At 51.4% G+C, this 24,811-nt stretch carries 24 protein-coding genes; 10 read left to right on the plus strand and 14 right to left on the minus strand.

The genetic code is table 11. The annotated features are described in order from the left end of the window. Positions 1–18: 18 nt before the first annotated feature. Together SPHFLASMR4Y_RS01820 and SPHFLASMR4Y_RS01830 are read right to left on the minus strand one after the other, a co-directional pair. A complete protein-coding gene (locus SPHFLASMR4Y_RS01820) occupies positions 19–654 on the minus strand; it encodes a helix-turn-helix transcriptional regulator (protein WP_089132041.1) in 636 nt (211 codons plus the stop codon). A 381-nt stretch (positions 655–1,035) separates the two neighbouring features. Next, positions 1,036–1,737, minus strand: a complete 702-nt coding sequence (locus SPHFLASMR4Y_RS01830) for a hypothetical protein (protein ID WP_089132043.1) — start codon at positions 1,735–1,737, stop codon at positions 1,036–1,038. 78 nt (positions 1,738–1,815) lie between these two features. Here SPHFLASMR4Y_RS01830 and SPHFLASMR4Y_RS01835 point away from each other — a divergent pair, with 78 nt between their 5' ends. From SPHFLASMR4Y_RS01835 to SPHFLASMR4Y_RS01880, 9 genes are all read left to right on the plus strand, one after another. Beyond that, positions 1,816–3,006 carry a CBASS cGAMP synthase gene (locus tag SPHFLASMR4Y_RS01835; RefSeq protein WP_089132044.1) on the plus strand — a complete coding sequence of 397 codons (1,191 nt, stop codon included), beginning with the start codon at positions 1,816–1,818 and terminating at the stop codon, positions 3,004–3,006. Then, on the plus strand, positions 3,006–4,685 hold the full coding sequence (locus SPHFLASMR4Y_RS01840; protein WP_089132045.1) for an E2/UBC family protein: 1,680 nt from the start codon (positions 3,006–3,008) through the stop codon (positions 4,683–4,685). The genes SPHFLASMR4Y_RS01835 and SPHFLASMR4Y_RS01840 overlap by 1 nt, the downstream gene beginning before the upstream one ends. Next, positions 4,678–5,145, plus strand: coding sequence for a Mov34/MPN/PAD-1 family protein (locus SPHFLASMR4Y_RS01845; protein WP_159647807.1), 468 nt, complete (start codon positions 4,678–4,680; stop codon positions 5,143–5,145). The genes SPHFLASMR4Y_RS01840 and SPHFLASMR4Y_RS01845 overlap by 8 nt, the downstream gene beginning before the upstream one ends. 275 nt (positions 5,146–5,420) lie before the next feature. Continuing rightward, positions 5,421–6,833 (plus strand): His-Xaa-Ser system radical SAM maturase HxsB, encoded by a 1,413-nt coding sequence (gene hxsB, locus SPHFLASMR4Y_RS01850; RefSeq protein WP_236554115.1) that lies wholly within the window; start codon positions 5,421–5,423, stop codon positions 6,831–6,833. After that, entirely contained in the window at positions 6,830–7,906 is a 1,077-nt protein-coding gene (hxsC, locus tag SPHFLASMR4Y_RS01855; protein WP_089132047.1) for a His-Xaa-Ser system radical SAM maturase HxsC, read from the plus strand. The genes hxsB and hxsC overlap by 4 nt, the downstream gene beginning before the upstream one ends. After that, a complete protein-coding gene (gene hxsA, locus SPHFLASMR4Y_RS01860) occupies positions 7,903–8,478 on the plus strand; it encodes a His-Xaa-Ser repeat protein HxsA (protein WP_089132048.1) in 576 nt (191 codons plus the stop codon). The genes hxsC and hxsA overlap by 4 nt, the downstream gene beginning before the upstream one ends. After that, positions 8,453–8,851: a TIGR03982 family His-Xaa-Ser system protein gene (locus SPHFLASMR4Y_RS01865; protein ID WP_145955436.1), complete on the plus strand. Its 399-nt coding sequence runs from the start codon at positions 8,453–8,455 to the stop codon at positions 8,849–8,851. The genes hxsA and SPHFLASMR4Y_RS01865 overlap by 26 nt, the downstream gene beginning before the upstream one ends. After that, entirely contained in the window at positions 8,835–10,091 is a 1,257-nt protein-coding gene (locus SPHFLASMR4Y_RS01870; protein WP_201295700.1) for a His-Xaa-Ser system-associated MauG-like protein, read from the plus strand. Before SPHFLASMR4Y_RS01865 ends, SPHFLASMR4Y_RS01870 begins: the two co-directional genes overlap by 17 nt. A 775-nt stretch (positions 10,092–10,866) precedes the next feature. Continuing rightward, positions 10,867–11,082 carry a hypothetical protein gene (locus SPHFLASMR4Y_RS01880; RefSeq protein WP_089132052.1) on the plus strand — a complete coding sequence of 72 codons (216 nt, stop codon included), beginning with the start codon at positions 10,867–10,869 and terminating at the stop codon, positions 11,080–11,082. A gap of 1 nt (position 11,083) precedes the next feature. Here SPHFLASMR4Y_RS01880 and SPHFLASMR4Y_RS01885 read toward each other — a convergent pair whose 3' ends face one another. From SPHFLASMR4Y_RS01885 to trbC, 5 genes are read right to left on the minus strand one after another with little or no spacing between them, the layout of a single operon-like run. Further along, a complete protein-coding gene (locus tag SPHFLASMR4Y_RS01885; protein WP_089132053.1) occupies positions 11,084–13,789 on the minus strand; it encodes a conjugal transfer protein TraG N-terminal domain-containing protein in 2,706 nt (901 codons plus the stop codon). 15 nt (positions 13,790–13,804) lie between these two features. Beyond that, a complete protein-coding gene (locus SPHFLASMR4Y_RS01890) occupies positions 13,805–15,235 on the minus strand; it encodes a conjugal transfer protein TraH (RefSeq protein WP_089132054.1) in 1,431 nt (476 codons plus the stop codon). Beyond that, a complete protein-coding gene (locus tag SPHFLASMR4Y_RS01895) occupies positions 15,225–16,100 on the minus strand; it encodes a conjugal transfer protein TraF (RefSeq protein ID WP_089132055.1) in 876 nt (291 codons plus the stop codon). The genes SPHFLASMR4Y_RS01890 and SPHFLASMR4Y_RS01895 overlap by 11 nt, the downstream gene beginning before the upstream one ends. Continuing rightward, positions 16,097–17,830, minus strand: a complete 1,734-nt coding sequence (locus tag SPHFLASMR4Y_RS01900) for a conjugal transfer protein TraN (protein WP_089132056.1) — start codon at positions 17,828–17,830, stop codon at positions 16,097–16,099. The genes SPHFLASMR4Y_RS01895 and SPHFLASMR4Y_RS01900 overlap by 4 nt, the downstream gene beginning before the upstream one ends. Positions 17,831–17,833: 3 nt before the next feature. Continuing rightward, complete coding sequence (trbC, locus tag SPHFLASMR4Y_RS17295; protein ID WP_260807034.1) at positions 17,834–18,277, minus strand: type-F conjugative transfer system pilin assembly protein TrbC; 444 nt, start codon at positions 18,275–18,277, stop codon at positions 17,834–17,836. 6 nt (positions 18,278–18,283) lie between these two features. Between trbC and SPHFLASMR4Y_RS17300 the strand changes: the two genes are divergently transcribed. Further along, entirely contained in the window at positions 18,284–18,637 is a 354-nt protein-coding gene (locus SPHFLASMR4Y_RS17300; protein WP_260807035.1) for a hypothetical protein, read from the plus strand. On the opposite strand, the gene traU is transcribed toward SPHFLASMR4Y_RS17300, so the two are convergent. The 7 genes from traU to SPHFLASMR4Y_RS01940 are packed head-to-tail and all read right to left on the minus strand — an operon-like array spanning position 18,598 to position 24,689. Then, complete coding sequence (gene traU, locus SPHFLASMR4Y_RS01910) at positions 18,598–19,632, minus strand: conjugal transfer pilus assembly protein TraU (protein ID WP_236554116.1); 1,035 nt, start codon at positions 19,630–19,632, stop codon at positions 18,598–18,600. The two genes, SPHFLASMR4Y_RS17300 and traU, sit on opposite strands and share 40 nt — an antisense overlap. After that, positions 19,629–20,264 carry a type-F conjugative transfer system protein TraW gene (traW, locus tag SPHFLASMR4Y_RS01915; protein ID WP_186266019.1) on the minus strand — a complete coding sequence of 212 codons (636 nt, stop codon included), beginning with the start codon at positions 20,262–20,264 and terminating at the stop codon, positions 19,629–19,631. Before traW ends, traU begins: the two co-directional genes overlap by 4 nt. After that, a complete protein-coding gene (locus SPHFLASMR4Y_RS01920; protein ID WP_089132058.1) occupies positions 20,261–20,770 on the minus strand; it encodes a S26 family signal peptidase in 510 nt (169 codons plus the stop codon). Before SPHFLASMR4Y_RS01920 ends, traW begins: the two co-directional genes overlap by 4 nt. Beyond that, entirely contained in the window at positions 20,767–21,159 is a 393-nt protein-coding gene (locus SPHFLASMR4Y_RS01925) for a TrbI F-type domain-containing protein (RefSeq protein WP_089132059.1), read from the minus strand. The genes SPHFLASMR4Y_RS01920 and SPHFLASMR4Y_RS01925 overlap by 4 nt, the downstream gene beginning before the upstream one ends. Next, entirely contained in the window at positions 21,156–21,557 is a 402-nt protein-coding gene (locus tag SPHFLASMR4Y_RS01930; protein ID WP_089132060.1) for a hypothetical protein, read from the minus strand. Before SPHFLASMR4Y_RS01930 ends, SPHFLASMR4Y_RS01925 begins: the two co-directional genes overlap by 4 nt. Position 21,558: 1 nt before the next feature. Then, entirely contained in the window at positions 21,559–24,120 is a 2,562-nt protein-coding gene (traC, locus tag SPHFLASMR4Y_RS01935) for a type IV secretion system protein TraC (protein WP_089132061.1), read from the minus strand. Beyond that, on the minus strand, positions 24,117–24,689 hold the full coding sequence (locus SPHFLASMR4Y_RS01940) for a hypothetical protein (protein WP_089132062.1): 573 nt from the start codon (positions 24,687–24,689) through the stop codon (positions 24,117–24,119). The genes traC and SPHFLASMR4Y_RS01940 overlap by 4 nt, the downstream gene beginning before the upstream one ends. Positions 24,690–24,811 lie beyond the last annotated feature (122 nt).

The raw sequence follows: 24,811 nt of genomic DNA on the forward strand, positions 1-24,811 counted from the left end.
CTCAGGGCAAACCTCTGATCAAAGCGCGCGACCAAACCAAAGCACGCGGCCTGCGATATGGACCGTGCTGCGATCAATATCCTCCCAGGTCGGATAGGTCGGGTTGTCGCTGGCAATGGTAATGAACGGGCTATCGGGCCTTAGTGCAATGCGTTTGACCACCAGCGTATCATCGATCCGCATAACATAAACACCATCGCGCAGCCGCGAACCATGGTCAGAGGCATCCACCAGAACGTCATCGCCGTCCGACAGGGTTGGTTCCATGGAATCGCCCATAACGCGGACCACAGAGAGGCTGACGCCCCTAGCCGGAGTCAGTTTGCGCAGCCAGCGTTCATCGAACGAAAAACGCGTTTTCCTATCCTCGCTTGTCGCCAGAGCGCCATGTCCTGCAGAAACATTGACATCGAGTACGGGGACTTCGACCATGCCGTCACTGCCAGTTGGCGGCGGCCCGCCCAATAGTTGTTCGTCAATACCGTAAAAGCTCGCCAGCCTAAGTCTGTCCTCAGGGTCCAGCTTGCGCGGTGTACCGCGCTTTATGAACTGCTGGATATAAGCTGCATTACGGCCAAGCATTTTTGAAAGACCGGAATAATCATCCCCGTTTTCGCGGATCAACCGATCCAGAGTTTCTCGTACATCATCCATCTTTTGTGCCTTTTGACCCCTCAATAGGAATTATCCTAGACAATATGCAATCTTCCTACTAGGAACATAACAAGAACACAAGCAATTTATGATTCGAGGAGGCCTCATATGAAACTGTTGGATCGTATCGAAAAGCATCTCAAGCAGACACATATGTCGCCGACGCGGTTTGGCAGGCGCGCTGTCGGTGATCCGCGGTTTGTTCTGGATTTGAGGGAAGGGCGTAGGCCGCGGGCTAGGACGTTGAGGAGGGTGGAAGCCTACTTGGCTAGTTCCGATGAGAAGACCCGAGACGAGAACATTGTTCCGTCGACAAGTTAGGGAATCCACTACGACATAATTTTTGAATTTGTTACTTTTTGTTGGTCCCGGATATTTTCATTACATCCGCTTGAGGGTTAAGCGGCCAGCCGTATTCATCGCTCGCCGCCATTGACGTTCTGTCCAGAAAGTCCCTTCAAGAATATCTCTCTTATAGTCGTAGGACAGGCACGCAGACGCGCTGAATTCCGGATCATCCGCCTGATTGTCGGTGTCGTTAGTTTGATCGTAGAAATAGCATAGCGATGACGGCTGACCTTCGCTCTTCTTGCGAGGTATGACAATATTAGTCTGAGATTCTTTGATGGGAGTATCCTGTCTCGGATTTGTCACGGTGATTTTGATCGACCACCAGCTTTGCTCGATCTCGGCTTTGAGGCCCACCTGCATCAACGGCTCCAAATCATTCTGATCGCAGGATTTGATATCGAAAGAACGTCGCCCGTCTTTAGCAGCCTCCAAAATCTGTTCCTGACGTGACCAATTGCTCTCCAGGAGCATTTCCCATTCACCGTTTAAATCAGGGAAAATCTTGTCATTCAGATCTGGAATGAACGGGATTTTGGCGCTCCACGACCATATTTTTCGCCAGATCGGATTGAATGCAAAACCAAGCAAAATTACCCAGACAATGCCGGGAATAGCAAGCAATCTGACCTCGAATCCAAAAGCGTCCGTTGCCAACTCGATTACGAGGAAAACCGTCAAGGTCAGGAACGAAATCAAGTAGGTCAATGACCTGAGCGGGAAAATTTTGTACATATTTTGTTCACGTCCCTTGAAATTGGCTAATTATGCACCAAGTGGATTGGAAAAGCACGAATTTTTGAGGATTTGCCTATGACGCTTGCCAACGCTCACCCGATCTTTGTCGGCCTGAAGAAAAACCTCAGCTATCTGGCACAACTCAACATTGAAGATGAAGAGCATCACAAGCTGATGGAGGCGCGAACGATCATCAGGAAAGCGTTGCGTGACGCATCATCAAGACTAGAAAATGAAAAACGCTTCTGGCGTGACTCGACTGTTTTCGCGGCGGCAAAACAAGTCGCCGAAACAGTAGCGGTCAAATTTCTGATGCAAGGCAGCTTCGCATATCGAACATTAAACTCGCCCGCTAAGCCGAACTGCCAAGAAATCGATCTTGATGACGGTATGTATGTACCCGTTCGATTTATGCAGGACAGCCATCCGGCTTTGGCAGCTGGATCCCTTTTCACATTTGTTGAGGAAACGTTGAGCCCAGTATGCAATGAAAATGGGTGGGAGCTTGACAGTTCAAAGAACACCTGCGCGCGTGTTCGACTTTGGAAAGGGGCACATGTTGATATTCCGATTTATTCGGTCCCTGAAGACAAGTATCGGTTGATGAAGAGTGCAATCGCTGATGCGCGGATGGCGTCGATATCTTTTACGGCCGACAAGTTCCCATCAATGGCCGCGATACCAACCAATTTGGTGATGCTGGCGCAGCGTGATGGGAAATGGATTCAGTCTGATCCCAAGCAGCTTCACGATTGGGTGGAAGCCCGCTCTGCGCGCTATGGACCAGTCTTTCGCCGTCTTTGCAGGTTCTTCAAAGGATGGCGCGATCATACATGGGAAAATTCGCCACTGTCATCGATCTGCTTGATGTGCGCGATAGACGCTGCCTTGATTGAACTCGGCGGCAATCCGGTTGATGACCGCGATGATATGCAAATTATGGAAGTGGCCAAGCTTCTCCCTGACATTTTCCGAGGAGAGATCAACAACCCGGTCGTCGAGGGGAGTTGTCTCAACGGCTGGAGCGATGCTGATCGAAACGAAATATTAAAGTCAACCGAAGCGCTTGCCGATGAAATGGAGGGCGCGCTCGAACGTACAGGCCATCCCGATATCGTGATTGATCACCTTCGAAACGTCTTTGGTCGCCGTATTCCGAACCGTCCTGATATTATTACGATTGCCAATGATACTGCATCAAGCGTTCGCGCTTTTCCGGCAGCAACTGTTCCAACACCCAAAATTATCAATTCCAACTCAGGGTGATGAACCGGCGAGAGGCGCTGGGTAAGATTAACGCAACGCTAAAGGAACAAGGCTTCAGCGAAAAATCAGCGATTGTACTAGAATTCGAAGGACGGATAAGCGTTCATGGCAAACCAATCGATGTTGCGATTGAAATTCCTGACATTACATTTGTTAAACTTCCCAAAGTGAAATTGAAGGACCCGGCGCAACTCGACCCGGAAATCGTGGGGCATCTTTTTAACCGGGGCGACGGCGATTCAGGTATCTGCTATGCATCTGCTGTGGGACTACCCCTCGATATCTATGACCCGGGTGGATCGGTCTTACGCGTGCTAGAGCAAGCGAAAGTGGCAATGGAGGTTAATTACAAAGGCCGCGGTGTTGCAGAGGTCGCAGCTGAATATCAGGACTACTGGCGCGATGGTATTGAGTCATTTCGAATTCTGATCAAACGACCAACGAGTGATACTGCGACCCTCAAAACTAACTTTTATCGATTCAAAGCGAAAGGGATGACGCCGTTTTTGGGGTTACGAGATGTTGCGGAGTTTGGCGGCTTTTCGGCTGAAGAATTTTCCCATGGCCTACTCATTTTTAGCAATGAACCGCTTTCTCCCGTTGGAAAAATCAAGGTGCCACTCACACTTGAGCAATTTGAAATCTGGTTCCGAGGCCAACCTGGCTTCACGGACGCCGAGTATAGCCAAGCATTCGCTGCACTGGCAGCACGCAACATTGTGGCGATAGACGCACCAAATTGCGTTTTGGGCGTCCGGCTGGATTTTCCAAGGGGACTAGAAATAGCCCTAAACACGATAAAAACTAGGAAGGCGAAGATCCCGGAGTTGATTGCCAATCGCAAATCAGAAATAAATCTAACGCGTTTTGGTGGCTTTTGGTGTGATCAAAAGACTTTGGCCGAAAGGAATCTTGTAGGTATGAACACTTTGGCTGGGAAAAAGATTGCTCTAATTGGATGTGGTACACTCGGGAGCCATCTGGCCAAATTTCTTGTCCAAAGCGGGGCCGGGTTTGATGCTCCGTTATACCTTTTTGATGGTCAAGGGCTATCAGCAGGCAACGTCGGTCGCCACTACCTTGGTATTGGACAAATAGACAAAGCTAAAGCAGAAGCCCTGTGTGATGAATTGAAGCGGTTTCATCCGGATATCGACGTTCGTGCGATTTGCCGAGACGTATTCGATGACTGGAATACGGCAAAAGATTGCGACTTGATTATTGATGCGACCGGAGACTGGAATACCCAAAATGCTGTCAATGAAGCCTTTCTGAACGGCGAAGACGTCAAAGCTGAGGCGGTCTTATATAGCTGGATTTGTGGAAACGGAGCGGCCGCCCAAGGTTTCCTGAGCATCGTTGGCGATGGTTATTGTTTTCGCTGTCTCCGCCCGGATGCGGGCAAGAATTGGCGCTATACTGCTCTCAAGCCCAAATATGAGGAAATTATTGAGGAGGCTACTTGCGGGGACGGTGCATATTATCCTTATTCGGTAGCTGCACCGGCAATCGCCGCAGGACTATCTACCGAAATGATATTGGGATGGGCAAATGGTAAGCCCGGATCACGGCTTAAGACAATCGTGATTGATCATGAACGGGGCGCAGAGCGGCAGCCCACAACACCTTCGCCTGCTGCGGCCTGCCCAGCCTGCGCTGCGAGGGATAGTGATGATTGATGGCGTTTTGTTCGATCACCAAGTTTTGGAAATTATGCTGAAAGCGACACGGCGCTATTCGCCCTTAGAAGCGGGTGGTTTGTTGCTGGGATTTCGAAAAGGGCGGCATCTCCATGTCATTGAGGCTACCACCCCTTATGCATGGGACAGCCAGAGCAGAGTTTCGTTCATACGTTCACCCAAAGCACATCGAATGCGTGCGCTACGACTTTGGAAAGAGTCACATAAGCGCGTAGATTGGCTTGGCGAATGGCATAGTCATCCGGGTTTTTCTCCAAACCCGTCGGGTATTGATAATAGGAACTGGAAACAGCTTGTAAGGCATCACAAAGCACCAATGGTGTTTCCGATTTGCAACGGACGAACAACGGCTATTTGGCTTCAGCAATCAGTTAGATTTCGGCCTATTCGCTTCGAATTCACTCATCAAGACGCAAATGGTCAGCTGTTCGCTTCCTGACTTCTCGTTTCAGAAACATCTTCGAATAAGGAAGGTCTAAACAGGGCTCTAGCGCTGTGTAAGTCCCAGACTTTTCGTTTGTTGATCAAAGATTTGGGAGTTGACGAAGGTGGAAGATCAATTGGCAAATATCGACATTAAAATGCACAGATCAGGATCAAGATCTGCCCGGAAAAAACCGACGGAGTTACATGCTGCCGATTGACCGAGTTGTATTATTAAATTGAACAGTTACAGTCGGTTTCTTTGTAGTTCGTTAGGGGTGGATTCTTGGAATGGAGGAATTGGACGGTCTTCCGAATTTAAGATCGCGCACAGTTTCCGATCGTCACATTTTTGCAAATGAAGAAGGTCGTTTTTTTAAAGGTCAACATGACCTGCTGAGCCGGATCGGTAGCAATGAGTTATCTGATCAGGAACTGAAGTTCCTGCAAAAGCGACATCTTATAAAAAGCAGTAAGTTGGTAAAGCATGCGTCGCTATTCGCTCAGGCACGTCGCAAGACAAACGTTGAAGGTTTGGAATATCTTATTTTGGTCCCCACGTTACGTTGTAACCTCGCTTGCAGCTATTGTCAGGTTTCGCGGGCCAATGAGAATGCCGAAGGCTATGATTGGGATGAAGCGACACTCGGACAAATAACTGGCTTGATCAAACAGTTTTCAGGGCGGTCACTCAAGATCGAGTTTCAGGGCGGTGAACCCACATTGAGACCGGATCTTATAAGTGCAGTCCTAGACGCAGGATCACATATTCCCGACATGACAGCCGTGATATGTACCAATTTGCAGCGACTTGATGAAGAAATCTTGACTATTTTCAATAGAGAGAATGTACAAATTAGCACGTCGTTGGATGGTTCGTTAATTACTCACAAGGCTCAAAGAACTCAAGATGATGCATCCACTTCACAATTCGAAAGAAACTTGAGTTTAGTTCTCAAGCGATATGGCCCAGGCAAAATTTCCGCGTTACCAACTGTCAATCCGAATGATCCTCCCGAGATTGATAGCCTTGTAGAGGCATTCGTTTCGCGCGGTTTTACGAGCATTTATCTGCGACCAATCAACTATCAAGGCTTTGCCAGAAAACAACACCCGGAATCCATCGAACAATCAGGTCATTGGGGTGCGTATTATTCAAAATTCATCCACAGGCTCATTGCGAGAAATTGGGACAATCGCGATCAAGTGATTGAAGAGACTTATTTCAGTCATTGTTTGAATCGAATTTTCAAGCCAGGCCTTGATAGACATGTGGACCTGCGTAGCCCCAATCCCGTCGGCGTAGATTATATTGTCGTTGATTTTGATGGCAAGATTTACCCAACAGATGAGGCTCGCATGCTTTCACGATCGGGGATTATTGATTTGACCATAGGCGATATAGCTACCGGCTGGGATTCTCCAGAACGACGAGCACTCAACGAAGCATCGACAAATGCAGATGATCCAGATTGTCAAAATTGCGTCTACCAGCCCTATTGTGGACGCGACATAATCGACGATATTTCAAGATATGGCCGGATCGACCTACGCAGACACGAGACAAACTTCTGCAAGCGCCACATGAGTATTTTCGATTTGGCTTTTTCTCTGATTTATTCAAATGAAGATGCAGTCCAATATTCGTTGCGTCACTGGCTAGGGTTGAGTGGAGATTCAATTACATTGGGCGAGTCAATATGATCCCGCTAATGCTTCCCGCAGTTTCGGATGCCGAGAAACCATTCGTAACTCGATTGTCGAAAAACCGGACAGATTCTCCATGGGAAAGTTGGTGCATCGAAAGTAGCGAGAGTCAATCGGTGTTCAGCGGCGAGAACGGATTGTTCCAGATCGTTGGACCCGGAATTCAAGACTTGGATGGTGATATCGTAATTGTGACGCCTGCTGCGGGCAATGCAGAGCGCATTATAAGGGCTGGTTCCACTCAAAATTCACTGTTAGTCACCGAACGCTGTGATCAACTATGTGTGATGTGCTCCCAGCCGCCAAAGAAAACCCATCACGACCGCTTCGGTCTATTTGTTCAGGCCTGTCTTTTAGCTGACAACGGCATAACAATCGGAATTACCGGCGGGGAACCGACGTTGTATAAACAGGAGGTTTTTCAACTTCTCGAAACGGTGTTGAAAGCACGTCCGGATTTGAAATTTCATGTCCTTACCAATGGCCAACATTTTGAAACAAGCGACATCAGTCAATTGCGTCAGGAACTGTTCCGAAAGGTTGTTTGGGGAATCCCGTTATATTCCAATGATGCCGCTGAACATGATGAAATCGTTGCTAAAACAGGAGCGTATGAGCGATTGCATCAGAGTTTTGATACGTTGCTTTTGTCCGGCGCTAAAATTGAACTTAGAACTGTTGTGCTTCAAACCAATCTCAATTCGTTCCCCGCTCTCGCGCGGCATATTGCAGGCTTGCTGCACTTTATCGAGCAATGGTCCGTGATGCAGCTAGAAAATATCGGTTTTGCAAGAAATAGATGGGACTCTCTTTACGTCGACTTTCGTAAGAGTTTCAATCCAATTGCCCAATCACTGGATGTCGCTTCTTTATTCGGTATACCAACAAAGCTATTCAACGTGCCGCTTTGTCATTTGCCAGAATTTCATCGCAATTTTGCTGTAAATTCAATATCTGACTGGAAACAGCGTTTTGGGGAAAAGTGTTTGATGTGCAGCAAGAAGGAAACTTGTTCTGGATTTTTTGAATGGCATCCTGCCGAAATGCTCGATGAAGTTTCTCCATTATGAGTAAACGAAAGTTTCTGATTTCCTCGTTGGCAATGGCCGGCATTATGCCTTTTCCAACTGCACAATCTGCTGCAACTAACAATATCGCTTCCGGTGGAAAAGATCCTGAAGGCGATGCTGTTATCAAGAGGTTTGCACAAGAACATTCTTTCCAGCTAGCACAGCATAGATCCCACTCAAGCCATTCGTCGCATAGTAGCCATCGGTCCGGGGCCAGCGGTAGGGTTAAGTCTCCAGTATATACACCTCCCCCGATCCGCCGTCCGAAAACGACCCCTGCGCCTAAGCCATCGCGCAATACGAGGAGTACGCCGCCAAGTTCGGTGCTTCCTCAATCTCCCGCAATTGCTCCAAATACGTTCTTTAAACCCCAGGATGACGCGATAAAAAACGTTGTAAGACGCGTTCAGATTGGCCTGAAATCCTATGGATACTATACCGGGTTAATCGACGGAATTGCAGGTTCGGGAACTCGCGCTGCGTTGGTTAAATTCCAGACAGACTTTGACCTCAAGGTAACAGGCACAATCACTCCAGAAGTTTTGGATGCATTTAAAATTGTTGCGGAATAGAATTACTACTCATTTGATCGTGCTTCTCATTGGTGTCGCAATGGCCTGGGTAGCTATGCCGATTTGGCGTCAGGCAGTGATGTTTGCAAATCAATCGGAATATGGAGCGCTTGTGGAAAAATGCGACGTTGCCATGAGAGATCATTTACAAGCGCGGCAACGTAGCGCCCAAAGGTCTTCGGATGATGTTGGCAGCGAACTCTATTCAGCTGAAGTTGGATTGCTCATCTGTCAGGACTACGATTTATATCAGAAACGTTTGATGCAGTGGGGTTTGAGGGAAAATGAGTTAGCTAAAATGCGATTGTTAGCCGTAGAAGAGCGAAGTACCGATCTGGAAGAAGTTGTCGCAACCCATGAAATTCGATTTTAAGTTACTTTTCTACCTGCTGCTCATTCCATTGACCAGCGCTTGTGAACAACAATCATCTGGAAGCTATACTCAAGAAAAAATGGGTCCGGCAACGGACACGCTGAGAATCGAAACTTTGCGGAAAGCCTCAATTCAAAATGGTTTTGTATCTGTTGGCGCACTGCAATCGAAGACAGATAGTGCCAAACGTAGTATTGGCGGAAAGCTATTTGCTTCAAAAACGCTAAGTTTAAATGGCAATATTTCTTGCCAGGACTGCCATCTAGATAAATTCGGGTCAGTCGACGGTCTGCCCAATGCAGTTGGTGCAGGTGCATCGGGCGAAGGCGGTGCTCGAATGGCAAGCGGTGGCCAGATTATTCCGCGCAATGTTTTGCCGCTTTGGGGGCGTGGCGGACCTAACTTTGATACTTTTTTCTGGGATGGCAAAGTACAATCTGAAAACGGGGTAGTGGTGAGCCAGTTTGGTGATTTTGCTCCATCTTCTGACCCTTTGGTAGTGGCTGTGCACCTCCCTTTTGTAGAGCTTCGCGAAATGATAGCCGATACCCCGGAGGTTCGTAAAGACCTAGTGACGGAGGATGTTGGATCGGCAGAAGTGGTTTTCAATACACTTGCCGGTAGAGTCAGACAAGATCCAGACTTGGGCATTCAATTGGCAAAGGCTTACCAAAAACCGTTAGAAAACCTTACCTTTAGTGAAATCGGTGATGCTGTAGCTCAGTTCATTCGGCATAATTTCCGAGTTAAGAAAACGAAACTCCATCGGTTTGTATTTGAAAATGGCCCAATCACGCAAAATGAATTGAACGGCGGCATAACTTTCTATGGAAGAGGTCGATGTGCATCGTGTCACAACGGCCCGTACTTTTCGGATTTTGATTTCCATTCAATTCCATTTCCTCAATTAGGCTTTGGAAAAAACGGCTTTGGCAATGATGAGGGGCGTTACAATGTGACGTTTAACCCTTCTGATCGTTTTTTGTTTCGGACGCCACCTCTTTACAACGCGACCAAGACTTCTCCTTATGGCCATTCCGGATCGCTTCGAACTTTGGATGAGGCAATTGTCGCTCACTTTGATCCACTGAGAGTGGCGAACTTTCAAAAAATGAGCATCCAAGAGCGATCAAATTTTTACCGAAGAATGAAAGCTGCTCCCGAAGATACTGTCCCAACGACATTATCCGATACTGAGGTCAAAGAACTGGTAGCGTTTATCTCAATGCTCGATTTTTGAAATAGCATACATCCCACCTGCGAGATTAAAGCAATTTTTGAACCAGGTTACAAAGCGGCCAGCCGATAATCATCCAGGCGAAGAAGCAAACTTCCGTGCTAAACAATAAATTTGCCATTCTTGTTTGCAAGGAGACCCGACTATCCATCACAGCGGTGCGTCTTCCAATATTTGTCCCATCGCAGCGCCCAACCACCTTTAGTCATCGCACACGAAAGATCTCCAGATTTGGGTGATATGCACCAGGCAGCGGTTCGAGAACCCCCTGCGCGACCATCGGAACGGCAAATCATCTTGGGACCGGACACCAGGATATGTCCTTCTCTTGATTTTCCGGTGGGTTTTCCCACCAGTTTTACTAGTGCATCCCTTGCGGCAATAGCGCTCGACTCGGGGCAAGGATGACCGCTTGTGCAAGAACCATCCATCTCACGCGCAGCGATGCCAGACAATCTCACTCTAGGTCCTTCCGCACACCAGATAGGTCCATCACCGTCCCAGACACGGATGGGCGTACATTCAAAGGTTTCGCCAGCCGCGACGATGCTTGCGCCAAGTAAAAGTAGTTCAATCAATTCCAGATGTCTCCGTCGCGGTGCTCAATGGCAGGTAAGTTTCTGGATAATGAGGCGTTCGGCCACAAACTCAAGTCTCATTATGTTGTTGGCCGCTTTTGCACAGTGCTTTTTCAAAATGACTATCCTCTCGTTTTCGGTTATGCTGAAGAGAAGAGGGGGCTTGGTCCTTACCGAACCAAGAACTTGGAGTAGGAAAAATGACCGAGGATAAAAAGACTCAATCTGTTGACGAAAAAAACTGGCCCGGCTTATCGGAGCTTGATCGTGCACTCGCGGAGGACAGCTTGACCGCTTATACTTGGAAAAAGACTTGGCGTGATCCTTGGGGACGTTTTGGATTGATCGTATTCTTCATAGCTTTCCTAGCTTTCGCAATATTTGTCGCAATTTACGATGGTCTCATCCAAATCTAAATCACTTCCATTCCTTAACATCATCGGCTGCTTCAGCGCTAGCTCCGCGAGCATTGCGGGTGCGTTTCTGTAGCGCATCTTGAACCGTCCCAACCCGTTTTTTGCCTCGCGATTGAGCGCCGGATACTTCGTCCCGAATACCATCAACATCAGGCGGCGCAGACACTGACCCGCTTCCTGATCCTCCGAGTGGAACACTACCTCTTACGGCATCGGCGCTGCCCACACTTGGTTTTTGCACCGGCGCAAACTCGGGAAGTGTCAGCTTATCTTCAATATCATCATGCAACCGATCCGCATATCCTGCCACAAACCGCGTTTGCAGCTCCTGTCCTTCTGCACTGAGCTGGAAGTTCACATCATCAAACCGCGCATTGCCATAAAAATCTCGGTTGGAGTCCATTTCAGCCATACCCCATTCACGGTACGTCTGGCTGAGGTTCAAAGATCCGGCAGCACTATTGGTTTCATACCATGTCGCTTGGTTTTCGAGGCGGCTGGCAAGCTCCTCTGCACGTCTCGCTTCGACGGTATAGCTTTGCGCTTCAGAAAGTGAGCTGGTCAGGCCCGACGCGCTGTTGGAGATGGCGGAACTGCTGCTGGAACTGACACTGCGGACAAAACCATCGCGGGTATTGGACCAGTTACGGCTATCAGAAATCTGGTTCAGGCTTCCCATGATCCGGTTGCGGTCTTCCGAAGCAATTCCGATATCACTATCGGTCCAGCTGTGATTTCGTCCACCTTTGAGTCCGAGGTTCGCTCCTAGCGCTCCTTTCTCACCTTTTACGCCGAGACCACCTTCGCCGTTCAGGAACCATGATACTGTTATGTCATCGGCGGCGCGTCGCGACAGACCATATTGCTGCTGCAAGTTTCTCGACGCTGAATCCACCTCGCTGAACGCCTTGTTGACGCTGTTGCTTTCGTTGGTGCCGACTGCGGTTTCTGAAGAATTTCCCTGACTGTATGTATTTCTGAGCTCGTTAAACCGGGTGACGGCAGAACTGGTCGATTGCTGGGCAAGGTTTGAAAACGTTTCACTTTGTGATCGACTGCTGGACGCCAACGTGGAAAGCCTAGAAGTAAAATCCTGCCCCAATGTCGGTGTGAACGGATAGGCAGAATTGGGAACTTGGTCAAAACTGTTGTCGGGGAAACTGGTAGTCTGCGTTCCGCTTGCGCTAAACCCGCGTGTCTGCGCCGCGCCATAGGAAATGTTCGGCGCAATAGACCCTTGGGCAAATTGCTTCGAAAACACGCTCGAATTTTCAATATTACTGTTGCCAAGCGACACATTGCCAGTGCTGGCTTCTCGCGCCGCTTCTTCTGCTGCATTTTGCGATGGATTGAGATAAGAAGTGGCTTGACCCGAAATCGCAAGCGCGCCTCTGGCGATCCCGCCAGCGAGAAAGGGAATAGAGGCAACCAGATATCCTGCCAGCACGCCAATATCATTATTTACATCAACCATACCGGAGAAGTTTGCTAGACTTAGCCCAGTCCCGCCTGCGGCACCGCCAACGTCAGATGCACCTTTGAACATCAAGATCATGTGCAAAATAACAAACAATGGCCCCCATGCCGCGAGATAGAAGAAGCCGGTAATATAACCCCGCAGTGCCGTTGGTCCGGTTCTTGGCATCAGGAATAGCGGGAAAAGCACCGGAAACAGTGCGTAGAATACCACTGTCAGCACGATATTGAGGATGGGTACCCATTTCATCGCATTTTGGGCAATCGAACTATAAGTACGCTCAGTCTGGATGTCGGCGCGGGTCTGGGCAAAAACATCAACGCTTGATGTGCCGCTAGAGCCCGCCATTCCGTGCATCGCCTGTTTCATAGCGTTGATAGTCAGCACTTGCCGGAATATCTCGCTGGCGTTTTTGGAAACCCCGCTCAAATAACTATACGCAATGGGTAGATCAGCAAATAGCTTGGCTTTTGCTAGCGCAGCGGTTTGTTTGGGATAGAGCTGACGGCCAAAGATGGTCCCCATCTCATCGATCATCGCGGTCCATTGGCTATTCAGATCATTATAGGCCGCGCGGCAGGTTATGATATTGGCGCTGACACTATCATCGGGATTGCGGGTCAGGAACTTTTGCGCGCGCGCTACGCTTCCCGGCGCAATCACCGCCCAGATGTCATCGCTTGCCGACAGTTCCTTCATCGAATAGCGACCGAGAAGCAGATCATAGAAGACGCATTGACGGAAATGCTCGTCGAGATTGGCGGCAAATTCAGGATCGGAAATACGCAAACTGCGCGTCGAATCAAATAGCCGCGAGCCATAGATCATTCCATTTTTTGAATAATCCAGATCAGTTGGCAGCCCGAACACAGTCTCGGAGGAGCGCACCAGATAGTCGCCGACCTGACTGGTAAAGCTTGCCATCAGTGCCAGCCCCAAGGGAACGTTGGCAACTTCGGCTGGTGCCAGTGATGGATTGATCCTGTCGGTGACATGGACATCGAGACGCGGCACCATCAGGCACATGTAGATCAGCGTTGCGCCTAAAAACCAGTGAAGCCATGCGCGCCAGTCCTGATTGAACGCGACCACTATCACCGACAATGCAAGCCCCATCACCATGGCGACCTGGATCAGACTTTTATAGCCGCCTGCACCGGTCCACGCTGCAACGGCATTGAGGACATTGACGATATATTCGCCGCCGCCAATTGTGAATATCTCGACCATCTGCCTATGCCCAACTCAAGGTGTCAGCGAGCGGTTTTGAACCGCGCGCGACCAGTCGAGGGCTGCTGCCATGGATGGCGACATGGAAGCGGAGAGCATATTCTCGATCATCGCAGTCTTTTCAATGATCTGCATGATAGCGCTGACTTTGGCCTGACTGTTAGATTGTCTATCCGCCAAGGCGCGGCGCACTTCGCTCATCTGACCTTGCCACATCGCGAGTTTTGCTTCATCCGCCCCAATGAAGGTGGACATCGAACGACCCGCTTCGCCAACAATCCGTTCAAGCACCGCAAACAGCAGATCAACCGAGGCAATTTCAGCGAGAGTCTCGCGGTCATCGGTTGGCATGCCGCGACCGTAAGCCGCCTGAACGGTAAGGATTTTATAGAGCGGCACCGATGCAACCTGCAGCAATTCTTTTTCGGCATTGCCGATCGCCGTGTCGGCGCGAATAGCCTCGACCATGCTGGTGATCAGTGCAGCGACACGAGGGCGAATGGCCTTAGAGCTAGCAAGGCTCATATTGCGAAACGTTGGATCGAGGCATTGATCGGCTTCATCGCAATCAAACACCTTGATGGTCTGTCCCGATGTGCCGTCCAGCAATGCAGTTACTAATGTCGAGGAGGCATCGCCGGCGAACGGCACAAATTTTCCAGGAGATGCGTCTTTGGGCGGTACATATATAATAGTGCCAATGAGCGTCATCGCATATTCTGCGAGTTCGCGGTCAAAGCTGCCGCCAGGATTGAAGAAGGCGGATTTCTTGAGGATATGCCATGTGTAGTTGCGCGCGACGCCAGGATTTACATCGGCGTAATCACTGCCAGCACCGGCGTTTGTGGAATCGCGCTGGCCTTTGGTACCGCAACCATGTTTGGCGGCAGCATAATCTGTGAAAATGCCTTCCGAATTACCAATCGCCTCGCAGATTGCCTTGTCAGCTAGATCACCCTTTGGCCAGATACCGCCCACCAGTCCCTGCGCCATTTCGCAGCTATTAATATTGAGATTGTTCATGAGCTGCGCTTTTTGCGAAAACTCCTGCATGATCTTCGAGCATTCCGGGCAAACCGTGTCGATGGCGAGGCTGAAGGCAAAGCCGACCGCGTTGTTCGCCACGGCTTTGAGCATCGCGACAATTTCGCTGGCGTTGATGAATGAAAACGAACCTGCAAAAATATCAATACCGCCGCAGCCTGCTTTGGCAGAGGGTAGCTGCAAGTTTGCAATATTGGTCGTCTTCTGGGGAAAGCGCGTCCAGACATTACCGAGACTATAATAGCCCGCCGACTGGCCCTCGAATGCGGTAGGTCCGGTGACATTGGCAGCGCCGCCCATATCATCCATGAACCGGTCCATACTGTCTCCGACATTGGCAGAAAGGGGAGCGATGATTAGACTTGCGGCTGCAATCGTAGCGATTGCTTTTTTAATAATCATGTCCGGCTTCCTTTGATGTGAGCAAATAAATACGGTCCTGCAGTTCATCCGCTGAGATGATGCCGTAGCCAATCGGGATGGCCCGGCTTTGCGCGCTATCCCAAAGCACCAGGGCAGGGGTAATTTTAGGCTTCAATCCCATGCGCACGCGTTGCCCGGTCTCGACGGTGTAATTTTGGAAATGCTTCGATGGTCCGCCATCGGTTGAGATGGCGCGGACCGTCAGTTTCCAGCGACCCGATACTGATTTTACGATTGGCGACATGACCTCACAGGCTCCGCAGCTCTGAGCAAAAAAGTAAAACAGCCCGTAGCGTTTCCCCAGATTGGCCATGACGGTATCACGCGAAGCGCTTCGCGCATCTTGCCACTGTCTTTTGGCCAGCGTGGAAACCGGGCGCTCGAGCGTGTAATCCAGATCGGGTTGCTGCCAGATCGCGCGCTGCCAAACGTCCGAAAACAGCGACGCGCGGTCGAGCTGTTCGCGTTGGAAGCGTATATAAGCGATAACATTCTCGCGGGTTGGTTCGAGAATGGCTTTGGCTTTAAGCTCGCGCAATTCCTTCGTGACCGCATCGAGTTTCTCGCTTGCGCTTGTCTGTGGTTCTGGCGGCAGCGCTTCCATTTCAGGCGGCTTTGGTTTGGTGCAATAGAACCAGTAGCCTAGCCGGCGCTTCTCGCAGTAGAGTTCATCCGCGCTGGTTCGCGCGGTATTGGTTGGTGGGTCAATTGGATTGGATGTTGCGCCTTGCGCAAATGCCGGACTGATGGCGGCGTCAATAAGAAACACGATTGCAAGGACAAGCACGGCCAAGCCGCCGAGCGCTAAGGGCAGGGGAAACCTTCGGGCTAAGTTGTTCTTCATGGGCCTGATCTCTCGTAGAAGTTTTGAATTTTCTGCTGGATGTCATTGGCCGCTTCGAGTTCATCGGGCAGGCGGGCAGCTTCGGTAAATTCAGAGTAGATTTCGGAAAAATCCATTTTTGAAAGATCAAGCTGCGCGAATTCCTCAATCGAGAATCCATGACATTGTTCGTCTTTCGCGCGTGCCCAGGGCTTGGGAAGCTGCGCGCGGCCTTGCTCCTGCAAAATACGCGATAATTTCGAGGTGAAGCAGCAATATGCCTTCTTCTTGGTGATGCAGATGCCGAGGATCTTCTTCGAGCAATAGCTGCCGACATAGGCACACAGTCCATTTGCATCGCGTTGGTGAAGGAGGATCTCTTGCGTGTTGCAGCCCAGCGCAACCAGCAGACTGATACCGGGAATAAGCGGAAAGCCTTTCCCCTTGCAGCAGTTAAGTACGCCAAAGACTTTCGAGCCGCACGTTTCGCGCTCGCCTTTGAAAAGCGTCAATGTGTCCGGATCAAATTGTCCCCGCGCATCGTCCATCGCATGGAGGGCAACAGCGGCATCTTTGAACTCATCATTGGGCGTACGTTCGATTGTCTCGCATGATCCGTCGATGCAATAGACATCGCCGTCACAAATATACTGGTTGCCTGAGCCTTGCGTATCTGGAAGCGGGCAATCATAAACGCGCTCTATCGTTGAACAGGGATTATCTTCGCTCAGGCAATCTTGCCGCAGCAACTGGCAAGCCGGATCATTGTCGAGTTCCTCGCAATCATTGGCAGCGCGCCGCGCATTGCATTGATAGGCCCGCTCCCATGCCCAACAGGGTTTTGTCACCGGCACTCCGTCTATGATGCGGGTTTCCGGGTCGCTGTCGCTACAAGTTTCGGCTGTTTGCTCGCAATCTGCATCTTCGGCGAAAGTCCGGCATGCGGCATCATTTTTGTTTTCCTGAATAATGTTCTCAGATGATGTCGCGTAGGGCGTTTCTCCCGCGACAGGCGCGCTGCAGCTCATTTCAACATAGGGCTCGCCGGGTTCAACGCAGTATCTCGGGCCATATCCGTTGTCATGCCACTGCAAACATGGTCCTGGACGTAATCCGGTCCTACGGCATCCATTTGCGTTAAATATCTCGCAAGAAGGGACGCCGCCAAAACCATATGGGCTGATGTAGCTGCACAGATAATGATATTGGGTCCGCGCTTCGACGCTTACATCCAGATAGATGCTGCAGCTCTCGTTTGTTTCTTCCAGCGCCACCCCGCTATTGCAGGTTGCTGTATAACGGCCCGGCGATCCGGGAGAAGGTGGAAGCGGAACGCAGCGCCCCTCCGCTCCGCTAACTTCCATATCGCTGGTATAGGCAAGCGGGTCTTCGTTGATCGATTTAGACCGAGCAGTGACCGCTTTGATTTCATCTATCTCAAACTTAGCCCGCCGGGTATTGGAATCCTTAATCGCTTTCATGCCTTCGTGGCTGCGCGCTGCAGCCCGCGCATCGCCTTCAATACGTTCCGGATTATTGGCATAATCGGCCTCAGCTGGATTTGATGTGTAGCCGGGAATACGCGAAGCATCAGGCTGCGTGCTTGCATTTGCGCGCGCGCGTTTCTGCTGTTTGCCAGCAAAAGCTTTTCCTTCTTCTCTCGCCGCCTCACGGTCCTGCGCGGCCAGTAGTGATCCTGCGGAGAAACTGATGATCATGACGGCGAGTAGAATTGTGTTCAAAAACTTCATCGCTCAGCGCTCCTTCTTCAGGCGGGCAAGGTGCAGCGCAGCGAGACGCGATCCCGGACCAGCGCCGCCCGCAAATGTTTCCAGCGCATATTCTACGCTGACATTGCCGGTCATCCGGTCATGGGGTGGGACCGCACCTTTGCAGTCAAAGCCGTCGCACAGAGTAAAATCGGAGGAGACCATGACGAAACTGGGCGCAGCCTTGACATCGAAAGCGCGAAATAGCCTGGGATCAATACCGAGCGCGGATAATTGCTCGCCGTTTGATGCCATGGCGGTGAGCATTTTTGTCAGCTGTTTGGCGCTGCCTCCGGGGAAACCGCGCAGCACCGTGACCCCGCCTGCCGCTGATGTGTCGTGAACGAGTTTTTTCAAAGACTGGGGCGGCATCGACAGACTTGCAAAGGCAATGAAACGCGGTGCGTCGCCGAGATTGGCCTGGGCCATTTTTGCATGGTCCGAAATCATCCGCTCGAAATCAAAGACTTCGTCTTTTTTGTTGTCGTTGTTTCTGTGTTTCCGCTGGACAGTCTTCGTATATCGCTCGCCATTAGCCCTTGCCTGGTCTTGGGTCTGACGGGCTTCATCTCGCAAATCTCCGCTGCGCATGCGGACATTTTCAGCCAGCGCTTCTGCCTCGGCGGAATAGGATTTGGCCGAAGCACGAATGGACTCAATATCGAGGGCTTCCGAGTTTTGATTTTGCGCGGCGGCGAAACCCGCCGTGCAAGTGGCCCCGAACAAAAGGAAAAAGGAAATTGTGTTTCTCATAGCGCGCAGCAATTCCGTTTGCGCCAGACGAGATAGCCCATGTCCTCGCCAATGGCGGGAATGACCTGTCCGGCAGATTGAAAGGTGGTGGAGGCTCCGATGGGCGGGCAGGCATAGCGGCCCTTGGTCGCAGGATTGGGATTGGTTGCCTGCAGGCGGTATTGCTGCTTGCGCATGATCGGCATCAGATATTTGCCGCACAGACCCTTTTTGCCCATGGTTCCCCAGGACACCAGTTGGCGGTGTAATTTGAAAGCAAAGCGCGACAGTACGAGCCGCGAGGCCTGGACATGGCCAATGCTGGCCGAGACATTGCCGTTCATTGGATACATGGATCCCTGACAGCCAGCGCACCAGAAGAGTTCATCGCGCGGCAGATTGACCGTGGCAGAAACACAATCGGCAGCGCAGGCAGCCAGTGCGAGCGGATTGGCAAACAGCACTGCTTCGGGATTAATAATCGCGGTGAGTTCACTGTCTTGCCAGAGCGGATCAATCTCGGAAATATAGAGAATGTCGACAGAGCCAGCTTCGAGACAGAGAAAATCGGCAACAATCTCCATCCAGTAGATCAGCGGATAGGCATACCAGTGGACATGCCAGCTTGAATAATATTGGCTGGCCCCACCAATTGCCGATGGCCCGGAGATGGATCGATAGCCAATGTCAAATCCGGGATCGATCTTGAGCCCGCCGAGATTGACAAAGCACCAGGGCTTCATGCTGACATCGGCAAGCCGGACCGGCTCCCAGAACCCCATGGCAATGCCCGGGCGCAAACCGCAAAGACAGACGGGCAGGGTTGGGTTTTTAGGATCAGGTCTGCTTGATGGCCAGATATCCAGGCCGCCAATGGACAGCGGAAAAAGACACGACCAGCAGATATCGGTGATCGGATTGACAAATTTACCGGTGCAGCGGCCAGGGCCGGCATCAGCGCGCGCCGGGGCTGAGGCGAGCAGGCTGACTGCCAGCAGACATAATAGCAAAGCGGATTTTGTTCCGAACAGTTTTGAAAAGCCCTTTATCATTGGGTTGGCCTCCGCTTTTCGGACAGCGTAAATTCGCGGATCCGCAGCATCCGGCCCTGTTGATCGACCATCGCCGGCAGTGCTTTAATATCGAAATGCGCGGTCAGCTTGCCGCCCTGATCAAAATAGAAACGTCTTTGGCGCGCTTTCATAAGTTTTAGCGGCGCGCCGTTTGTCAGAATGAGTTTTGTTGTCTTTGGTTTTTGCGCAAACGCCCATTCGAGCTGGGCCGGATCATCGCCGTCTAAAAAAACCAACGCCGCGCGCAATGGAACGGTATCGAGAGGATTGACCCTGGTTCCTTTGGCCCAGATCCTGCGCCCATCATGATCAAATATATCGGCCTGCAAAGTGATCGTCGGATCGAACATCTGCGTGGTGGCTTTTGTCGCCCTCACCAATCCTGCGACAGGCTTGGGCCTGTTCACCCTCGCGATGGTGCGGGATTTGAGTTTCTGGTTGAGCCCGTCAATGTCGCCATTCTTGTCCATGGCCTGAAGGCGCGACTGAATTTGCTTAAGCAGGTCCAACTCGATAATCGGGAAATGTGTACCCTGTTGGCCATAGTCGCGCGCCAAAGCTGATGACGACAGCAAGGCTGCAATGAGAAAAGGCAAAGATAGTCTGTTCACAATATTGCCCTCCCGGTACCAATAATCCGGGGCGCGCAAATGAACCCGATCTCGCCATAGCGGCTATCAAAGCCATGTTTATGGGTCGTCCCGACATAATAGCAGCCGTTCGGAATTATCCCTTCAGGGCCTTTGGTTAGCGCGGCCCCTTTGCGGGTTTTGGGTTTTGTTCGCGCCACAAACGTATTGTTGATGAGGACTTTTTTGCCGTCATGGCGAACCTGATCGCCGGGCATGCCCAGTATTCGTTTGCCAAAAATCTGCGGTTTCTCGCCGAAATGGTTGATGAGCAATTTCGAGCGTGGCGGCTCGAAAAATATCAAGGTACCGCGGGAAGGTATAAAATTCTTGTTCAGCCAAAATGCCCAGTTGGGCAGGCTGGGACTGGCATTGATCAAGAGCGCATGGTTGTCGCTGAATTTGGCAATCGGCGCATAGAGAAGCGGGATCGCTACCAGCAAGGCCAGAACAAGCGGGCGTTTGAGACGGGATTTGAGCACGTTCATTGCGGCTTTTCCTCGCTAGCGCTTTCCAGTTTTTGGGCAATTTTGGTTTTGAGCTGCAGCGTGGCATCCGGCGTATTTTTTGAAAGCACGGCTTCAGCAACCAAAATCACATGTCCACTACGGCCCAAATCATCCACCGCCGCTTCGGTTGCTTGGAGATACCGGGCAATTTCTTGCCGGGTGACTTCGGGATCAGCATCACCCTTTGCTTCTGCGTCAACGAAATCGCGCATGATCTCGGACATATGGACCTGAACAATTTGTTGTCCATTGGGCTGGGTCAGACGCAAGCTGACCCAGATGATCCACAAAACCAAAGCCGTTACCAGTAGGACCATGATAACGGATCGCCCGCTTGGTAGATGCTCTAATAGTGCTGATTTGGTCATCCCTCCCTCCCTTCGGGAAAATCATCGGTAATCCGGGCAATGAATCTCGGTATCCGAAGCGCCGCGATCAGAGCAGTAGACCCAAAGAACATGATTTTAAGATCGCTGGAAAACGCCAATCTGCGCACCCCGTCCGCTTCGAGGTAGCGGCTGCTCAAATTGTCCAGATGCGCGAACAGCCCGAGCAAATCCCAACCGGATAGCAGCAGGAAAAAGCACAGCGGCAGGCCGAGGGCCATCAGGACCGAGCTTATTGCGAATAGCGATGCTTCCAGCATAATGTAGCAAGAGGTTTGAAAACACTGTCGCACCGGAAACGGCGAACCTTTGCAGCGCAAGTCCTTGCTTGTCCCAAGGAAAAGATAAGAATCAAACAGCGTATCGGTTTTGTCAGGCATTTTAAGTACCCTTCCGATTGTCGGCGCCGACACCGGACACGCGGGCAATCGCCTGTGCCAGAGAAGCACCCGCTTCCTGCTCAGCTTCGATCGCAGCATAAACATCGGGCGAAGAAGAATAGATACAGGCGGAATAAGGATCAAGAACTAGCCTGCCGATCGCTTGCGTTTCCGGGCCTTTGATAAAGACCTCGCTATATTCCTCGCCCGAACGTTTCAAACTGCGGATCAGCGTTTCAGTGCGATCATCCATGTCGAGGCGGTCGTTCTTGCGGAAATCAGCAATGGTTTCCGGCTTTTGCTGGAGCACCAGCATCCAGTCGCTATTTTCGAGCGCTGCGGTTGCGCCGTCCGATTTATAATAATCATTGAGTGACTGCGTGGCGGTAGCCAGCGCGCCGCCATATTTGCGCGCAGTACGCGCATAGGTTTCAACAAACTCTCCCATCGAGCCGCCTTTGAGGAGCGACCAGGCTTCATCGATGAGAAGTAATTTCTTGGTGCTGCGCGGGCTCTGGGTCATCGCCTGGCTGGTCATGAACATGATAGCGCACAGAATGACCGATCTCAGCTCCTCGCGCGTTGCTAGATCAGACATCTCAAATACGGTAAAATCATCATCGAGCGCGATACTGGCCTGACCTTCAAAAAAGCCGCCATAGCTACCCCCGCTCATATAGGGTCCGATGGCAACGCCCAGATCATCGGCGACAGGATTGGAAATGCCCGCGAATGCTGCTGCCACGTCATTGATCGTGCCGCCGCTGCCAAGCGCTTCCCAAACTGTTGTAACCGCCTGATCGATCAGACCGCGTTCGGTATCGGTAAGCCGGTCGCTGTGCCGCGCCATTTGACCGACAATCGCTTTGATCATTGCGATGCAGTCGAGTTTATAATCATCGTCTTCGGCAGCGCGCACATCATCAATCATCGAGAAGGGATTGAGCGAGAAACCGGATTTGAGGGTAAATTCTACAAATCGCCCGCCCTGCAATTTAACCGAATGTTCAAACGAGCGCCCGTCATCGATAACAACAACTTTTGCGCCGGCGCCGCGCAGGCTTGCGCACATTTCCTGAAGCAGCACCGATTTACCCGAACCGGATTTGCCGCAGATCGCCACATTATGATTGCCCGCGTCATTCTCGAACGGCGACCAGTAGAATGGCTGCCCGCGCCTACCGACCAGCAGCAGATGCGGGAGCGGCCCGCCCAGAAATTCGCCCTGCAACGGGGCAATATGAGCCGCGCTAGTCGAAAGCATGGTTTTAAGCCGCTTTAGACGTTTAAGATCATGGGCAAGACCATCGGCCAGTGTCATGGGCATGGCGGCGATCAGACCTTGGAGCTGGAGAAAGCGCTCGTCGGCCAAATCCCAACCAGCGGCCTTATAGATCGCTTTGATCGAGCGTTCATGAGCATCGCCAAGGCCAAGCGGCGAATAGCTGGTGACGCCATAAAACAGTTGCACGAGGCGTTTGCCAGCCTGCAATTCTGCCTGGACATGGCTCCATTCGGACGATTGCTGGGCGAGCTTGGGCAGAAACCGCGCGCTCTTGGATTGGCTGAGGCTGGTTGTGCGCATGAATTTGAAACCGGCTTTTGCCGAGGCACCCTCGCGGTCGGGGTAGACCAGACAAAGCATGGTCGCAGCCGGGCAGGGGAAGCGCAATTTGTCGGTGAACATGTCGCCGATGAGCCGCGCGCATTCCCAAGGCGCCCATCGTTCAGGCATTTGCCTGACGCCAAAATGCCGGATGTCAAAGGCATCGGGATAGATTGCGCCAATTTCCGGCGTGCCATCAGCGCTTCGGCCAATTTCCCGGAACCTTTCGGTGCGCAGGATCATCCGGTCATCTTCAACTTCGAGCTCAATATCCCGGCGGATGGCTTGGCTGGCAATATCATCGAGCGGATTGTAAACGGTTCGGTCTTCTTGCGGCGCTGTGGTGGGGGAAGTCAGGTCATCAACGAGCGCGATGAGTTCCTGCGGTTCCATTTCACCCGCATCAATGCCAAGAGACGTCAGTACGCCGACAAGCCCGTCGCGGCACTGCGCAAGTTCATTGTCATCAATGTTTGCGGTGTCTGGAACGCCCAGCGAGATAACCAAATTATGGCAGCGGGCATGAAACGGCGCATGGGCAGATCCGCTTTCCCAGACCAGATCATAAAGCCTTTTTGATCTGTGGCGCGCCATTGCTTCATATACGCCGCCCTGTGCGTAGCGCTTGGCAAACCACGGGGCGACTACCTGGCCAATGCGCGGGCTGGCAAAATGTAAAATCTGCAAGCACGCGCCTTCGGGCATGCCTTCTGAAAAAAACTGCCCCAATATTTCACCGGTGCGTTCATCCGCGCCAATCAGTGGCGCGGCCGACAATATAAACCCCTTGGAACGCGCGTTGCGATACAGCCGCGGTCCGGTATCAAACACCCGGTACGGCAGCCAGTCTGAAAGCATGTCGAGCGCGATGCTCGGTCTTTGATGGTCAGCGGTTTGCTGATCACCAAACAGGCCCGATAACAGTTTTGCGCGCGCAGATGGAATGGAGAAGTTCATCGTCCCTTCTCCTCGCCAGGCCGTTTTTGGGCCCCGCGTATCTTGGCGGCTTCGATGGCTTCAATGCTCGGAAAACCATCTTTCGTGATTGCTCTCAAAACAGGGTGAGGGGTTCGACTTGCTGGGGGAGGGAGCCCATCGAACCCCTCGATTGCCGGCATGTTTGCCCCGGCAATTGCCTCTCGCACGGTCAAGGGGTACGAACCACGCGAGGGCAAATTGTATGAACTTTTGAGAAATGGATCAACGGCGCTTGTAATGTCCGGCTGCGTTTCGACGGTGCTATCGTCTGCGTTAAGAACGCCACTGATATTGTCTTTGGATGCTTGCTTGGCTTGATCTGAGATATCGCGTGCCATTTGCTTGGCGATATTAGTATCACCACTAGCCAATGTGGCAGCCCAGTCGGGAGATCTTGCGACGACGTGCACGCTGCGGGCTTCATGCAAATTGCCCGATGCATCGACAAATCCGGGAAAGACAATTTTCAGAACACGCTCGCCGGTCCGCGAGGTTTGCGCCGCCGATATCAGACTCCGCCTGCCATTTGGCTGAGGTTGATCGAGCATTGCGGCACTCGCCGCTGCATCAATTTGCGACGTTGGCGTGCAGCTACCGCCCGGCGCCTTGCAATCAAAACTGCCGCTAATATTGCTGCCCAGACTAGCACAGGATGACAGTGAGACGCATG

Source organism: Sphingorhabdus sp. SMR4y (assembly GCF_002218195.1).
Classification (GTDB): domain Bacteria; phylum Pseudomonadota; class Alphaproteobacteria; order Sphingomonadales; family Sphingomonadaceae; genus Parasphingorhabdus.